The sequence below is a fragment of the Marinomonas sp. UCMA 3892 genome, assembly GCF_012726345.1.
Classification (GTDB): domain Bacteria; phylum Pseudomonadota; class Gammaproteobacteria; order Pseudomonadales; family Marinomonadaceae; genus Marinomonas.
The window spans coordinates 1-16,310 of sequence record NZ_PTXN01000032.1 but is presented as its reverse complement, the minus strand read 5'-3'; the positions used below and the strand labels follow the sequence as shown (position 1 = coordinate 16,310).

The window sequence follows — 16,310 nt, the reverse complement described above, 5'->3', positions numbered from 1 at the left end:
CTGACGCCCTGTTAACAATGCCACCCTCAAACACAGCCTAGGTCTGACTGAGTATCGGGCTTTGCGCTATTTTGCACGCTTACCCACCTAAACTGCCGAAGCAGGTTCACTTGCGTTGTGTACTGTTAACTTCCTATCGCTTCCTTCAGACCCTGCCGTTGGCCAGCAACGCCCTTGCGATTCGGATTCTCTTCCCCCCAGTCGGGGTGAGACAGGTTTCTTACAACCTGACGGGTTTGCCAGCTTCGCTGGGCAAACAAAAAAACCGAGTTCGTAATGACTCGGTTTTCTAAATAATTTGGGTAGGCTAGGAATTAATGCAGCTTAAGCTTTGGCTTAACGACCTTACCAATCTTTTGCGCTGCCATGATCACTGTGGCTTTAAACCAGCCATGTATCGCAATGAGGTGAAGTCTGTATAAGGAAACATAAACGAAACGAGCAATACGTCCTTCTATAAACATGGAGCCGCCCATCAGGTTACCCATTAGATTACCCACTGTGCTATAACGGCTCAGATTAACTAAGGACCCATAATCTTTATAAGTATATTCTTTTAATGGCTCGCTCAAGAAAGATGCTTTGATGTTATCAAACACCAACGAAGCCATTTGGTGAGCAGATTGCGCTCTAGGCGGAACAAAAGAACCATCAGCTTGTTTACATGCACAGCAGTCGCCAATCACATAAATGTTCTCAAACCTTGTTGTCTGTAATGTACCTTTAACTAATATTTGGTTGTTTCTCGTGGTTTCAAAGCCTTCAATCTTGGCTACGAAGTCTGGTGCTTTTACACCCGCAGCCCAAATCATGAGATCTGCTTCAATATTTTTCTCGTCCGCTGTTTGAAATCCGCCATCATAAGCTCTGACAACTCGAGTGCTTTGACTTATCGTGACGCCTAAGTGAATAAGCTCTTTTGTTGCTAAAGAGGCAATTCGATCTGGTAAGGCTGCAAGTATTCTGGGGCCGGCTTCAATAAGTTGAATATTAACTCGTTTGCCAGACATTTCAGGCATGCCATAAGCTTTTAGCATATCAGCAACATGAAACAGTTCAGCAGATAATTCAACCCCAGTTGCGCCACCCCCTACAATGGCTAGCTTCAACTTTGCATCGGCACCTTCTTGATGAACACGTAAGAACTGGTTCAAAAGCGCTTGTTGGAAACGCTCAGCTTGTTTATGTGAATCTAGAAAATAACAATGCTCTCGTACACCTGGAGTGCCGAAATCGTTACTCACACTGCCCACAGCCATAACAAGAATGTCATAAGAAATAGTGCGTTCAGGTAATACAATGTGACCCATATCGTCAGAAAGAGAGTCTAGTGTCAATGTACGCGCTTCTGGGTCGACTCCCATTAGCGTTCCTAATTGAAACTGATAATAGTGTTTTGCAGCATGGGCTCGGTAATTGACACCATCGTTATTAATGTCCAGCGACCCAGTTGCTACTTCATGCAACAGAGGTTTCCAAATGTGAGTCTGACTTTTATCAATAAGTACAATCTCTGCTTGGCGCTTTTTACCAAATCGATGTCCCAACTTGGTAACCAGCTCCAAACCACCGGCACCACCGCCAACAACCACGATTTTTTTCATACAAAATCCCCTATAAACATTGAATAATCTGGAAAGCATTCATTAAACACTTTCCAGATTCCTCGACAGGAAACCTTTATTTCATTCTTTGGGCTAATAACTTATCTAATGTGTTTGCAAAAGCCATTCTATCTTGCTGACTAAATACTGTAGGACCACCAGTTTGGATACCTGAAGAGCGCATTTGCTCCATGAAGTCCCGCATACCTAGACGCTGTTTAATATTTTCTTTTGTATAAAGCTCACCACGAGGGTTAATTGCCAAAGCACCTTTTTCGATTACATCTGATGCCAAAGGGATATCCGCAGTAATCACTAAATCTTGAATGTCGACATTATCGACAATGTAATTATCAGCAACATCAAAGCCTGCGCTCACCACACGGCGTTCGATCCATTTTGATGGCGGAATGGATATGGCTTGATTGGCGACCAAAATACAGGAAATTTCAAGACGTTCAGCAGCACGAAAAAGAATGGTTTTAATAACATTTGGACAGGCGTCAGCATCGACCCACAAGCGCATAGGATTCCCCTTTTTGTAGGGCACTATTATTCATCACTCGAAAAGTGAAATCCAGTAGTGAATAAGAACAAACGGAGCACATATAAGTGATCCGTTTGTTCTAACAGTCATAGAGACTATATATTTGAGAGAATCTACATATTTGGGTAGTTTGGCCCACCAGAACCTTCTGGCGTTACCCATGTGATATTTTGTGCAGGGTCTTTGATGTCACAGGTTTTACAATGAATACAATTTTGTGAATTTATCTGGAAAATGGATTCATTATTGGACTCAACTACTTCATAAACGCCAGCCGGACAATATCGTTGAGCGGGCTCATTATATTTTGGTAAATTACTTTGTATTGGAATCGCCGCATCTTTTAATTTTAGATGGCATGGCTGATTCTCTTCATGGTTGGTATTCGACAAAAATACGGAGGATAGTTTGTCAAAGCTCAATAAACCATCTGGCTTTTTATATTCCGGTGCAACGTGATTCTCCGCTAACTCCATGCACGCATAGTCTGGTGTCATATCATTGAAAGTGAATGGCAAGCCGCCTGAAAATATATTTTGATCTAACCAGTTGTATGCACCACCCCAGAAAGTACCAAGTTTGTGCATCACTGGAACAAAGTTACGTGCTTGCTGTAATTCCTTCCCTAGCCAAGAATTACTCACAGCATCATTAAATTGAACCAAATCTGCTGCTGGAGTTTCTGATTGCAGCGCATCATAAATACTTTCTGCAGCTAACATACCGCTCTTCATCGCTGTGTGAGTCCCTTTGATTTTGGCAGGGTTTAACGTACCGGCATCACAGCCAATTACCAACCCACCAGGAAAACTCATTTTAGGTAATGACGCCCAACCACCTTTAGCAATTGCCCTAGCGCCATAAGAAACCCGTTTGGCACCTTTCAAATGCTTAGAGATAACAGGATGGTGCTTGTATTTTTGGAACTCCTCATAAGGACTTAGGTATGGGTTTTTATAGTTTAAATCGACAATGAGACCAACCACTACCTGATTATTTTCTAAATGATATAAAAATCCTCCACCGCCCGCTTCGTTACCTAGCGGCCAACCAGCGGTATGAATAACTGTACCCGGCTTACTTTGAGATTCAGGAACATCCCACAGCTCTTTTATACCAAGACCATAATGTTGAGGAGCCCTGTCTTTATCCAATTCAAAACGCGCAAGAAGTTCTTTGCCCAGATGTCCGCGACACCCCTCAGAAAAGATGGTGTATTTAGCTTTCAACAACATTCCAGGCATAAAGCCATCTTTTTCAGAGCCATCAGCAGCTAATCCCATATCTCCCGTAATAATACCTTCGACATTGCCTTTATCATCGTAAGCAATATGCGCCGCAGAAAAACCAGGAAAGACTTCTACACCCAAAGATTCAGCTTGCTCTGCAAGCCAGCGACATAGGTTGCCAAGGCTAATAATATAATTGCCATCGTTATGTAGCGTCTTTGGAATCATCCAATGACTAAATTTTTTAGACGCTACCTCTGAACCCAACCAATGAAGCTCGTCGACATTTACTTTGGTATTTAATGGTGCGCCCATTTCTTGCCATTCTGGGAACAGCTCAGTTAGAGCACTTGGATCGACGACGGCGCCAGATAGTATGTGCGCACCTATTTCAGAACCTTTCTCAACCAAACAAACGCTAATTTCTTTTTCTTCAGCCTGCGCTTTTTGCATAATACGGCAAGCAGCAGATAACCCAGCAGGTCCACCACCGATGATTAATACATCAAACTCCATTACTTCTCTATCTGACATGTTGCCTCCCATTTTATTTTTTTAGGGCATTCTCTATAGTCATAAAATGCTTTTCATCGATTGAAAGCATTTTTGTTTATATTGTCAACTGTTGTTGATCCAAACATTATAGAATGAGTATGCCCTAAAGCTCTCGGCAAAACATGATCACAATAAAATGCGACCGAATGTCCCCAAGAGCTTTTTTGTGATTCATCAAGCTTTTCATCATTCTGCACAGCATGTAAAGCTCTTACTTGTAACCAAGCACCAACCAAATAGCCCATTAACATCATATAAGAATACGCTAAACCTGTACCCAAAACAGGGTTCTTTTGCATAGCAGTTAAACAAGTCTCAGTTGCCGATTTAGCCTGATCTAGTACAGCCTTCACTTTATCTGCATAAGCACTAACAGAGGATGTTTGCCATTCGGCTACTTCAGCTTCAATGTCTGCTAGTAACGACATCATGGCGGCACCTTTGTCTGAATGCAATTTACGGCCAATCAAATCAATTGCTTGTATACCATTAGTGCCTTCATAAATTGGTAGGATTCGTGCATCACGCGCATGTTGGGCAACGCCCGTTTCTTCAATGAATCCCATGCCTCCATGTACTTGAACCGCTAAGGAAGTAATTTCTTGAGCTTGCTCAGTTATCCAACCTTTTACAATAGGAGTATATAGTGCGGTTCGAGCGATAGCCTGCTGTTGATCATCGCCTGAAGCAAGATGAGACATGTCATTTTCAACCGCAGCTACATAGATAAGAGAACGCATCGCATCGATTTGTGATTTCATTGTCATTAGCATACGAAGTACATCGGGGTGCTCGATAATAGCAGCTCGAGCTGTTCGCTCCACATTCATTCCCTGCTTACGCTCTTTCGCATAGGCTAGTGCTTGTTGATATGCTCGCTCTGAGATAGCCAAACCTTGCAAACCAACACCTTGTCTTGCATTGTTCATCATAGTGAACATAGCTTTTATGCCTTCGTTCTCTTGGCCAACAAGGTAGCCCACTGCGCCTTCTTTATCGCCAAAGCTCATTACACACGTTGGCGATGCATGAATTCCCATTTTATGTTCAACCGAAACTACTTGTACATCATTGCGATGAGCAGGCTCACCCAGATCATTTAAAATGAATTTTGGGACGATAAACAAAGAAATGCCTTTCACACCATCTGGGGCATTTGGCAGACGAGCTAAGACCAAATGAATGATGTTGTCACTCATTTGATGATCTCCCCAAGTGATGAAAATCTTTTGCCCCTTGATACGAAATACATCACCATCTGGCGTGGCTTTACAAGCAATGGCAGCGAGATCTGAGCCAGCAGCAGGCTCTGTAAGGTTCATTGTACCAGCCCATTCGCCAGCCAACATTTTAGGAAGGTATAAATTCTTTAACTCAGCACTAGCATGCAAACTAATCGCCTCAATTGCTCCTAAGCTTAACAAAGGGCACAAAGAAAAAGCTAGATTGGCCGCTTGAACACCTTCGTTAACAGCGGTTGCTACATAAGAAGGAAGGCCTTGACCACCGTATTCTGGGTCGCCGGATAAACCAATCCAACCTCCTTCTGAATACGCTTTGAAGGCTTCTTTAAAGCCTTTTGCTTCGATCACCTCACCATTTTCAACCCGCGAGCCTTCTTTGTCTCCACTGGCGTTGATAGGCGCGATAACTTGCTCGGCTAATTTACCTGCCTCTCCAAGAATCGCTTCTAACAGATCGTTATCGATAGCATCTTCTAAATAAGGTGTAAGACGCTCTGTTTTAGCAACAGAACGTAAGCTGAATAGAATGTCATTGATTGGATATAGGTATTCGCTCATTTTTTATTCTCCGGTTAGTTATCCGAGCGGATTTATGTCTATAGAATGGAAAAATATAACAAATCTCTCAATAACAATTCAGGCCTATATTTCTGACAAATACATTCATGACATAACATAAAAAGCGTTAAAGGTATAACTTATGCGCGTTTCATTGCTTTACCAAATTTTAAATATTCCTCACTTTTTCGATATTCGCCAGGAGTCATCCCCGTCCATTTTTTAAAAGAGCGGAAAAAAGCACTAGGTTCATCAAACCCCATTAATGCGGCGATATCATTGATACTTAACTGAGGTGCATTCATATAGGTAATTGCCGCTTCTTTACGGCAATCATCTTTGATGCTTTGGTAAGAGGTTTTTTCGTCGTTTAGACGCCGACGTAGTGTCGATACACTCATATTAAGGGCACTCGCCACTTCATCAGCACTCGGCATTTCTCTTGAGAAATCCTTCCCAAGCATGGCCATGACTTGTGATTTTAAGCTGTTGTCATTTTCTACCATTACTAATAGCTGATAAGGCGCCGTTTTTAAGAAGCCCCTTAAACTGTCTTCTGTTTGAACAATGGGCATATCTAGGTAACTGGCAGGAAATACTAAAGCGTTAGCGTGCTGGTTAAACCTAACTTCTGATTGGAAAAGAGTTTTGTAATATTCAACATCGTCTGGACGCTCACTGGTAAAATAAGCCGCCTTCAAGTTTAATCGACGCCCAATTAACCAACAAATAAAATGGTGCCACATAGAAAGAGTTGTTCTTAACTGCTCTTTTGACTCAGGCACAACTAATTCACTGATATTTTCTTCGGAAGAATCCAAGGGGGCAAAGGTCACCATGGCAAATCGACCTTTTTTAATTAACACCGGCTTAACTCTTGGGCCTCGGCAAATCTCATAAAAATCACTACATCGATACAAGGCATGAGCAAGACTTCGTGCATGTATGATACAAAGACACATCATTCTAAAAGTACCATTTGGTACCTTACCGCCACTCAACATACCAAAAGACTCATCTTGCATGAGCCACATGATTTTCTGATAAAGCATTCCGTAACGATAAGCGGGGAACGAGTCGCTCTGCTCTATTTCATCTTGTGTTAGCTCTAAACTGTCTAACACCGACTGACGGTCTAGCCCTTGACCTTCAATCGCTTTTAAAAGATAGCGAACACTCGACATCGGAACTGAAGCTTTCACAGTTATCACCTTATTTAACATATAATTTAAGTCAAAATTTTTATTGTATGGCGCTTTTTTAACATAAAAAAAGGCTGCATCTGCAGCCTTTTTTATTTTACATTTATTTACTTATTTTTCTGCTTTTACTTTCGTTCGTTTATTTTTGCTCAGTAAAGGCAGACAACAATTCGTCTAATGACAAATCTTCACTATCTGTATCGATGTTGTTTAGGTTTTCAATAGCTTCCGCTTGTTCTGCTTTTTCATCAACAGGTTTCACGAAAACAAAACGACGAGGACGCACAGGTGCAGCCCCAGCTTCTTTTTCTGGAAGCAATCCTAATCGTTCAAGTTTCTTGTGCGCTTGTTCTTTGCGTTCCTTGGATTTCTTTGTCACAAAACGGCGAGTTGGTGAAGATTTACGAGCTTTGTTTTGCTCTTTCATCATCTCTTTTGAACCAGTTTTTCCAAGTTTGCCACGCATACTGCGCGATTTTTTAACACGAGCCATAATATCCTCTCTTTATCGCGCGCATTGTAGCAGTGAATTCATGCTAGGTCATCCAGCAGAACTAGCAATCCTTAAAAGAACTGTGACCTAAATTTCTTTTTTCACCTATTGCTCCAAGCAATTCTCTGACTTTAGAAGAGTCACCAGACTGCAAAGCGCCTTCTAGATCTTTCAGTACGGCAATCATTCCATCAACAACTTTTTGATATTCAGCAGTTTGAGACTTTAACTCTGCACCTTTTAGATCATCGTGGATAAATTTATGAGGCGTTTCGCTGCGTGATTTTTCAAAATAACCTATAAGAGAATCTACACGCTTTACTGCAGATTGATTGTCCCCAGATTTAATATCAGATGACATGGCACGCATATCATCTTTGATATTTAGCATATATCCATGTAGCTCTGTTTCGCATGAACCGTGCGCAAAAACAGCAGAAGAGCACGTTATAGAAATAACTGCGGCAGTAAGAAGACCTTTTTTCATAAATGCACCTTTTCATCCCAAAATACTTAAGCTCGAGGCTTTGTTAATCGTCTAAAACAATGTGTTTAAAATAACATGCTTGTTGAAAAAACACCTACTATATTGTAATCGTTATAACTACTTTAGCTTTGTTAATATATATTCACTAATGACACAAGACGTATTTGGCGTGTATCTTACAAACTTCGCTAGCTTATCAGGTAGATTAGTCATTTGAATCGTAATGGAGTTCAATATTTTTAAGTTTAGATATAAATTGCTTGTTTTGCTCAGTTTGGCAATAAGCAGTTACACTTTCGCGGAGTGCAGCGACTTTGATGCAAAGCTTGCCGCAGATAAAGAAGCTCAAAAGTACATGAGCGGTAAAACCTTTAAAAATGCATTAGTTTTAAAAAAACATCTTCCGAGTAAAAGAAAAGAGGTCGCCAGCTATATTTATGTCAAAGCAGACGACCTCTATTACACAGTTTTTTCTTTAGTGAACTCGAAATGCAAAACTGAAATCATAAAAAGGACCAATGGCAAGCACTAGCTTGTCATTTATTTTTTAGTTTTTTCTGTTTTTTTCACTTTTTCAGATTTTTTATCTTTATCTGTTTTTGAGGAATCATCCGATTCTTCTTCAGAATCTTCGTCTTCGTCTTCCTCTTCTTCACCAAGCTTAGATATTTCCTCAAGCCGTTCGATTACTCGAGCTGATAACGTGCCTTCTGGGTATTCCCCCTCTTCATCAGCAACGCCAGGCTCAATACCTGTCAGTAAATGCAATGCCTCGTCAGCGGTAGAAATAGCATAAACATGAAACATTCCCGCTTGTACAGCCTCAACAATCTCATCGCTTAGCATTAAATTCACGGCATTAGATTTAGGAATAATCACACCTTGCGTGCCTGTTAATCCACGGGCATTACAAACATTAAAGAAACCTTCAATTTTTTCATTCACCCCACCAATCGCCTGAATCTCACCGTACTGATTTAAAGAGCCAGTAATAGCAAGATCCTGACGTAGAGGCACTTGAATCAATGCAGATAGCAAACAACACAACTCTGCCGTAGAAGCACTATCGCCGTCTATATAACCGTAACTCTGCTCCATAGCGATAGAAGCGGAAATATCTAATGGAAAGCGCTGAGCATACTTGTTGCCAAGATAACCAGACAAGATCAACACACCTTTAGAGTGAATATTTTGACCTAGATTCGACTCTCGCTCGATATCAATAATACCTTTACCACCCGGATAAACCGTTGTAGAAATACGAGCAGGTGCACCAAAGCTACTATCGCCAATCTGCATGACGGTTAAACCGTTGATTTTACCAACCGCATAACCGTCACTTTCTAGTAACACCGTACCTTCAATGATCTCTTCAATGATTTTCTCACTGACTCGCCCTGTGCGATGTTTTTTTGCCTTTAAAGCACGAGCAATATGTTCCGCTGTGATTTCGCTGTCTTTCGCCATCTGACGAACAAAATCGGCCTCGCCCAATAATTCAAACACATCACCAATTTTGGCGGCCATTTCACGTTGGTGTTCTGCTAGACGGCTGCTGTATTCGATCAAAGCAGCAACGCCATCACGCGTCACGTTGGCATACTCTTCTTTATCTACTCTATCCTTCATAAGGCGAGCAAAAGACAACTCTGAATCTTTAGAGCGTTTAAGAGTATCGTCAAAATCGACTAGAACTCGGAACATTTCTTGAAAATCTGGATCCGCATCTTGCAACAAGTAATAAATATCGCGGGCACCGATCAGTACAACTTTCACCTGTAAAGGCAAATCCTGCGGTGAAAGCGTCGTAGTATTCATTAAGCCCATATCAGCATAAGGATGCTCAATTTTAATAGTCTTGCTTTTTAGCGCGCGCTTAAGTGCTTCCCACAAATAATGGTCTGTTAGCAGCTTTTCAGCGTCTAAGATTAAATAACCGCCATTTGCCGCATGCAAACTACCAGAACGAATCAAACGGTAGCTTGTCACCAACATACCTTGATCGCTACTGTGCTCTACCTGACCAAATAAATTGCGGTAGGTTGGATGCGGCTCGTACACTACAGGCTGCCCACCATTAGTTTCGTGCGTAATAGCGATATTCGGCAAATACAGTTCTTCATAAAATTGACGACGACCAATTTCGTCGCGGTTTTCCGACGCTTTGTCATCAGCCATTTGATCTATGATAGTTTTATCTAAATCGTCTCTCAGCGCAGTAAGGTGCGCTGTAATATCAGCATCATTTCGGTACTTTTCAAATAAGCCTGACATCAATGGATCCAGAGCTTCTTTGACAGTATCTAAATTGAGTTGACGAATTTTCTCATAAGTTGCACGTTTCCATTGCGGTAAACCCAACAGCTCTTCATTAAGTAATCCTTCAAGTGTCGAAACACCTTCTTGAAATGCATCTCGCTCGTCATCCGTCAATGCGGCAAACTCATTTTCTTCTAAGGCTTTGCCATCTTTCATAGGAGCAAAACTGACAGAAGATGCGTCACGAAACATAGCGACACCAATTTTGCCAGAAACACGCTCTACTTTATTGATCGCGGCTTCGTATTGATCGTTAAAAGCACGATCAATTACACTTTTCTGCTGCTGATACGTTGGATTTTCAAAAGCCGCTGGAAAGGTAACCATTAGACCATCAATTAATGCTCGAATTTCTTTTTCAAATTCTGAAGCTTGACCAGGCGAAAATTCCAGCGCTTTTGGGCGATGGCTTTCAGTAAAGTTATTAATATAAGCCCATTCATTAGGTGCTGGACGACGTTTAGCTTCACTTTTTAAGTAACTTAATACATAAGAAGAACGACCAGTGCCAGAATCTCCCATAGCAAAAATATTGTAGCCAGGACGCTGCATCGCCACACCGAATTGAATAGCTTCAACTGCACGTTCTTGACCTAAAATGCCGCTAAGTGGCTCAATATCGTTTAATGTTTTGAAAGTTAGGTGATCCGCAGGAACCTTAGCTGAAAGAGCTTGATACGGTAGAGAAGTAACCATGTTGGACATCAATGAATTTCCTTATGTCTAACAAGCCATTCAGAAAATAGGCTTGCGAAAGAAGAAGGCTCTTCTTTCAAATATTTTAAATAAATACAATATGTTGAGACTAACACTGTGATTTCACTTCGACTATATGGAAGCGGAAATATCATTGTTTTATTAGCAAAAAACACCAGCCGTCCAACTTTTTGTTACTCAATTACACAGAACCTTGTGAAACAATCTAGAGCTGAAGTTGATGTTGCGGATTTGCTTTCGCAAAAACTCGATGGAAGTTAGCCGCGGTCGCTTCTAGTAAGGCTTCGTAACGAATACCTTTCAAATCTGCCACATATTGAGCAACTTCAGAAACGTATTGGGGCTCATTTTTTTTGCCCCGATATGGTACTGGGGCTAAATAAGGTGAATCTGTTTCGACAATTAAAGATTCTAAAGGCAGCTTGCGTACGGTTTCTTTCAGATCTTGTGCCGTTTTAAAGGTCACAATGCCTGATATAGAAATTAAGTAGTTTTCTTCTAATGCGGCTTTTGCCATATCGTAATCTTCAGTAAAACAATGCAGCACGCCAGCGCTATCACGATTACCATATCGCTTAATCAACGAAAGAGTATCTTCTTTTGCATTTCGAGTATGAACAATCACGGGTAGGCCCAGACTACCTGCCGCTTGAAGGTGATGAATAAAACTCACTTTCTGAGCTTCATGGGCCTCTGTTGATGCTTCATAAAAATAATCTAAGCCCGTTTCGCCTATTGCGATAACTTTCGGGTCGGCAGCATACTGACGTAGTAAAGTTTCATCAGTAACAAGGCTTTCACTTTGCAAAGGATGAACACCGCAACTAGCGTAGACACCGTTGCGCGTAGTAAACCCTAATACGGTATCCATTCTATTAAGGTCGACGGAAATAGTGAGCAACTGCCTAACGCCCTTTCGATACGCGGCATCAATGACTGAGTTTATATCATTGTTATATGGAGCCAGATCGAGCATATCAAGATGGCAATGGGTATCAATTAACATAGTTGGTTTACCACTGATTCAATTCGTGTGTGAGTTGCATAATGGGGTTTAAATTTGTCTTTTGAAGGTCAGACTTCAATTTTTGTAGAGATTGATAACGCAACATTAGGGTTTGAATACCTAAACGAGCAATAAGCGTGTCGTAAATCGTCTGCAGTGCTTCATCAATAGGCGCACCAGTCGAGTGACAAATACATTGATGTAAAATTGCAGCTAAGCCGTTGCAGTAATCTTCAATATTGCTACTGTCCAGACCTTTCAATACAGCACTGACTGATATAGTTCCTCGCAACATAGCCGACAATTGATCAGGTAAAGCTGCATACAATTGAGTTTTACCTTGCTGTTGAATCGCCAGTAAGCGAAATGGCTGAGTGGTTAACCAAAATAACGCCCCCAAAGTTTCACCATCCGGTTGTTGCATCAGCCAGGATTTTACTTCATTCATACTTGGGGTTGGGACGTTCACCAATAAACAACGGCTGCGAATGGTCGGTAAAAGGCTGGTTGATTGCGAACTAGTGAGAACAAAAAAGGTTCTATCGGCAGGTTCTTCAAGTGCTTTTAACACAGCGTTGGCGGCATTAATATTCATCGCTTGGGCGTGGGTAATTAATACGACTTTATTTTGTCCAACTTGGGGCTTTTGGCTAATTTGACGCACTAATAAACGAATTTGGTCAACTTTAATCGTAGAGGCTTCGCCATCTAAAATGCGAAAATCAGGATGCGTATCAGCGCTCATCAGCTGACATGAATGACAAGTACCACAGGCTGCGGCCTGATTTCTTTCGCACATTAAATCTTTGACCATTTCATGGGCAAGTTCTTCTTGTCCAACGCCATCAGCACCAGTAATCAATAAAGCATGCGAAAGACTATTAGTTTGTTTCAGCACCTGAACCTGGCGCAAACAAGGAACCAACCAATCAGCAATATTAGTCATCTAACAGTCACCAGCCCAAGCTTCATTTAGCTTTGCCAGTTGCTCTTCAATCTGACTTTTAACTGATTCTAAAGACTGGCTTGCATCAACAACTTTTACTCTTTTAGGGTCCGCTTCAGCGCGTTCAAGAAAGCCATCACGAACTTTTTGATGGAACGTCAATGATTCTTTATCTAAGCGATCTTGATGCTGACGCTGAACCACACGCTCTTGCCCTAATTCAACAGGCACATCTAATACTAGAGTCGCATCGGGCTTATTATCGCCAACCACCCAATTTGCTAATTGATCAAGCATAGTGATATCGCCACCACGAGCTTTGCCCTGATAAACATAGCTTGAATCTAAAAAGCGATCGCTGATAACCCAAGTGCCCTTCTCTAATGCAGGTTGAATTTTTTCCGCTAAATGTTGCGCTCTCGCGGCAAAAACAAGCAATAACTCAGTAACATCGTTCACCGATTCGTCTCGTGGAGTTAAAACAAGCTGGCGGATCTCTTCAGCAAGTGGTGTACCGCCCGGTTCACGAGTCATTATGTAAGGAATTTTATGGTCATCTAACCACTGGCGAATAAAATGAATCGCCGTTGTTTTACCACTACCTTCTCCACCCTCAAGCGAAATAAATTTACCTCTCATACAACCTTCCTCTATTTCGCAATCACCGGAGTCGAACGATAATCTTCTCGTCGTTTAAACTGATACTTCCTTACCGCTTGATTATGCTCTTGCAAAGTATTTGAAAAAGCATGAGTGCCATCCCCTTTGGCAACAAAATACAAGGCCTTTGTTTGTTCTGGGTTTAATGCAGCTTCAATAGCTTCACGACCGACATTAGCTATTGGGGTTGGTGGTAAACCATAAATTCTGTAAGTATTATAAGGCGATGAGTCCTGCAGACCTTTGCGCGTCAAATTGCCCTTGAATAAATCACCAAGACCATAAATAACAGTTGGATCTGTTTGCAGGCGCATGCCTTTTTCTAAACGGCTAATAAACACTTGAGATATTAATGGTCGTTCATACGGTACACCGGTTTCTTTCTCGATAATAGACGCCATAATCAACGCCTCATAAGGCGATTTATAAGGTAAGTTTTCTGCTTTTTTCTCCCATAAATCGTTCAATGTTTGAGTCATCAATTCATGAGCGTGTTTCAATATACTAACGTCGGTATCGCCTTCATGATAGCGATAAGTATTAGCAAAAAATTGACCCTCAGGATGTGGAACGTCGAGCCCCACTTTCTTTACTATTTCTTCATTCGATGCATCTAGCAAGGTCATAGTGATATTTCCACGAGCTTGCATTGACAGTAGAAAATCCCGAGTTGTCTTGCCTTCCAGCAAAGTAATGGAGTAGAAAATAGATTGCCCAGAATCAAACAGCGCCATTATATCCAATAAATTCATCTCAGGCTTGATTGCATACTTCCCAACCTTTGGCACCCACTCTGAATGCAATTTAGCAACCACACGAGTTAAATATGGATTATCAATCAACCCATTTTTACTTAGCTCATTACCTAAACTATAAGCCGTATCTCCCGCTTTAACTTCAAACTCTACTTTAGACGTTATTTCCACAGGAGCAGTAATAGAATAATAAAGATAGCCAGCTAATATAGCCGACAAAGTAATGGATAAAAAAACAATGCGGTAAACCCACTTAATGAACGCCATGCATATCCTTAGCTTGCATTAGAATTTGTAATTTCCGAGTATGAATTCCAATTGGAAAAGACACTCCTGTAACACCAATGACAGGCACTATACCCATGAGGCTATTGGTAATAAACACTTCATCCGCAGCCATCAGATCGCCAAGCAGAAATCGACCAACTTGAACTGTGTAATCATATTGACATTCAATAATGGCTTTTCGATAAGTACCTTGTACACCTGATTGCTCAAGTGATGGGGTATAGAGCACACCTTGCTTACACCAAAAAAGATTACTCTGAATACACTCAACCAGCTCTAGATTGCCATTCATCATAATTGCTTCAAAATCAGGCGACGATAAATATTGCTTGGCAATCACATTTTCAAGCCTGTTTAAATGTTTCATTCCAGCAAGAAATCGATTAGAACTGACAGGAACTGGCGAAACGGAAAGTGAAACACCTTTTTCTCGATGAACTTGATAATCAGGCGCAGGTAGGATACCGATAATAATGGAATGAATACAGCTCTCAGGTGCTAAATAGCCTCTTCCGCCCTCTCCTCGACTGATCATAATTTTTACGACAGATTCCTCATGGATTAATGGCAAAACATCGGAATACAAAAAATTATACAGGGAATATTTTTGCTCTAAAGAAAAAGGCATAGCAAGCTTAGCAAGCCCGCGATAAAGGCGAGAAAGATGATCGTTGATTTTTAAGAAACACTGAGGAAAAACACGAATGGTTTCAAATACACCATCACCGTAAGCCAAACCACGATCAGCAACGGAAACCGATTTGTCTAATCTGTAATTGACGAACCAAGTCATGGCTAAAAACTCAAAAATTAAGGTTAGCTATGATAGCGCAAAAAAGGATGGCGTCCCATAGGGGGTTCGAACCCCTGTTACCGCCGTGAAAGGGCGGTGTCCTAGGCCTCTAGACGAATGGGACATATAAAAACTTTCTCTTTAAAGAAAGTGGAGCGGGAAACGAGGCTCGAACTCGCGACCCCAACCTTGGCAAGGTTGTGCTCTACCACTGAGCTATTCCCGCATTTTTTATTGCTACACACTACTTAGCAATATTTTACCTTTAGTAAAGGTAAAAGTGGCGTCCCATAGGGGGTTCGAACCCCTGTTACCGCCGTGAAAGGGCGGTGTCCTAGGCCTCTAGACGAATGGGACATAAACTTTTATCACACTAACAATTTAACTTTCTTCACATCACTTTCACATTAAAAATGTAAAAGTGGCGTCCCATAGGGGGTTCGAACCCCTGTTACCGCCGTGAAAGGGCGGTGTCCTAGGCCTCTAGACGAATGGGACACAATTTAGCTTTTATAGAGCTATAACTATCTTCTTTTCAAACTTTCTACTTAAAGAAAGTGGAGCGGGAAACGAGGCTCGAACTCGCGACCCCAACCTTGGCAAGGTTGTGCTCTACCACTGAGCTATTCCCGCATTTCTAACACCCCTACTCTTTATTCGCATAAACGAGTGGACTGTTTTATCAAACTTGCCTAATTGCAAGACTGATTTAAAAGTGGCGTCCCATAGGGGGTTCGAACCCCTGTTACCGCCGTGAAAGGGCGGTGTCCTAGGCCTCTAGACGAATGGGACACAATTTAGCTTTTATAGAGCTACAACTATTTTCTTTTCAAACTTTCTACTTAAAGAAAGTGGAGCGGGAAACGAGGCTCGAACTCGCGACCCCAACCTTGGCAAGGTTGTGCTC

At 41.6% G+C, this 16,310-nt stretch carries 14 protein-coding genes and 6 tRNA genes; 1 reads left to right on the top strand and 19 read right to left on the bottom strand.

Annotated features, from left to right (window positions below):
- Positions 1-314: 314 nt before the first annotated feature.
- The 7 genes from B6N13_RS22950 to B6N13_RS22920 form a co-directional block, all read right to left on the bottom strand.
- Positions 315-1,604 (bottom strand): NAD(P)/FAD-dependent oxidoreductase, encoded by a 1,290-nt coding sequence (locus B6N13_RS22950; RefSeq protein WP_012069958.1) that lies wholly within the window; start codon positions 1,602-1,604, stop codon positions 315-317.
- A gap of 76 nt (positions 1,605-1,680) precedes the next feature.
- Positions 1,681-2,130 carry a YaiI/YqxD family protein gene (locus B6N13_RS22945; RefSeq protein WP_012069959.1) on the bottom strand — a complete coding sequence of 150 codons (450 nt, stop codon included), beginning with the start codon at positions 2,128-2,130 and terminating at the stop codon, positions 1,681-1,683.
- Positions 2,131-2,264: 134 nt separating this feature from the next.
- A complete protein-coding gene (locus B6N13_RS22940) occupies positions 2,265-3,914 on the bottom strand; it encodes an electron transfer flavoprotein-ubiquinone oxidoreductase (protein WP_169460719.1) in 1,650 nt (549 codons plus the stop codon).
- Positions 3,915-3,967: 53 nt separating this feature from the next.
- The gene (locus B6N13_RS22935; protein WP_169460718.1) at positions 3,968-5,737 is read right to left on the bottom strand and encodes an acyl-CoA dehydrogenase; all 1,770 of its coding nucleotides are present in this window, start codon (positions 5,735-5,737) and stop codon (positions 3,968-3,970) included.
- A 140-nt stretch (positions 5,738-5,877) separates the two neighbouring features.
- The gene (locus tag B6N13_RS22930) at positions 5,878-6,939 is read right to left on the bottom strand and encodes an AraC family transcriptional regulator (protein WP_348981565.1); all 1,062 of its coding nucleotides are present in this window, start codon (positions 6,937-6,939) and stop codon (positions 5,878-5,880) included.
- Positions 6,940-7,078: 139 nt separating this feature from the next.
- Positions 7,079-7,432 (bottom strand): hypothetical protein, encoded by a 354-nt coding sequence (locus B6N13_RS22925; protein WP_012069963.1) that lies wholly within the window; start codon positions 7,430-7,432, stop codon positions 7,079-7,081.
- A 61-nt stretch (positions 7,433-7,493) separates the two neighbouring features.
- Entirely contained in the window at positions 7,494-7,919 is a 426-nt protein-coding gene (locus tag B6N13_RS22920) for a cytochrome b562 (RefSeq protein WP_169460716.1), read from the bottom strand.
- Positions 7,920-8,142: 223 nt separating this feature from the next.
- Here B6N13_RS22920 and B6N13_RS22915 point away from each other — a divergent pair, with 223 nt between their 5' ends.
- Positions 8,143-8,451 (top strand): hypothetical protein, encoded by a 309-nt coding sequence (locus tag B6N13_RS22915; protein WP_048814000.1) that lies wholly within the window; start codon positions 8,143-8,145, stop codon positions 8,449-8,451.
- A gap of 8 nt (positions 8,452-8,459) precedes the next feature.
- Here B6N13_RS22915 and B6N13_RS22910 read toward each other — a convergent pair whose 3' ends face one another.
- The 12 genes from B6N13_RS22910 to B6N13_RS22855 all read right to left on the bottom strand — a co-directional run bounded on the left by B6N13_RS22910 (position 8,460) and on the right by B6N13_RS22855 (position 16,195).
- Positions 8,460-10,943, bottom strand: coding sequence for an AAA family ATPase (locus B6N13_RS22910; RefSeq protein ID WP_012069965.1), 2,484 nt, complete (start codon positions 10,941-10,943; stop codon positions 8,460-8,462).
- A gap of 217 nt (positions 10,944-11,160) precedes the next feature.
- The gene (locus B6N13_RS22905; protein WP_169460715.1) at positions 11,161-11,961 is read right to left on the bottom strand and encodes a TatD family hydrolase; all 801 of its coding nucleotides are present in this window, start codon (positions 11,959-11,961) and stop codon (positions 11,161-11,163) included.
- Positions 11,962-11,968: 7 nt separating this feature from the next.
- Positions 11,969-12,907, bottom strand: a complete 939-nt coding sequence (gene holB, locus B6N13_RS22900; RefSeq protein ID WP_169460714.1) for a DNA polymerase III subunit delta' — start codon at positions 12,905-12,907, stop codon at positions 11,969-11,971.
- Positions 12,908-13,546, bottom strand: coding sequence for a dTMP kinase (tmk, locus tag B6N13_RS22895; protein ID WP_169460713.1), 639 nt, complete (start codon positions 13,544-13,546; stop codon positions 12,908-12,910). It lies immediately after the preceding gene.
- Between the two features lie 11 nt (positions 13,547-13,557).
- Complete coding sequence (gene mltG / locus B6N13_RS22890; RefSeq protein WP_169460712.1) at positions 13,558-14,589, bottom strand: endolytic transglycosylase MltG; 1,032 nt, start codon at positions 14,587-14,589, stop codon at positions 13,558-13,560.
- A complete protein-coding gene (pabC, locus tag B6N13_RS22885) occupies positions 14,576-15,403 on the bottom strand; it encodes an aminodeoxychorismate lyase (RefSeq protein WP_012069970.1) in 828 nt (275 codons plus the stop codon). The genes mltG and pabC overlap by 14 nt, the downstream gene beginning before the upstream one ends.
- 48 nt (positions 15,404-15,451) lie before the next feature.
- Positions 15,452-15,527 (bottom strand) — tRNA-Glu (locus B6N13_RS22880).
- A 27-nt stretch (positions 15,528-15,554) separates the two neighbouring features.
- Positions 15,555-15,629 (bottom strand) — tRNA-Gly (locus tag B6N13_RS22875).
- Positions 15,630-15,684: 55 nt separating this feature from the next.
- Positions 15,685-15,760: transfer RNA gene (locus tag B6N13_RS22870), tRNA-Glu, on the bottom strand.
- A 65-nt stretch (positions 15,761-15,825) separates the two neighbouring features.
- A tRNA-Glu gene (locus B6N13_RS22865) sits at positions 15,826-15,901 on the bottom strand.
- Positions 15,902-15,961: 60 nt separating this feature from the next.
- Positions 15,962-16,036 (bottom strand) — tRNA-Gly (locus B6N13_RS22860).
- A gap of 83 nt (positions 16,037-16,119) precedes the next feature.
- A tRNA-Glu gene (locus tag B6N13_RS22855) sits at positions 16,120-16,195 on the bottom strand.
- Positions 16,196-16,310: the final 115 nt, after the last annotated feature.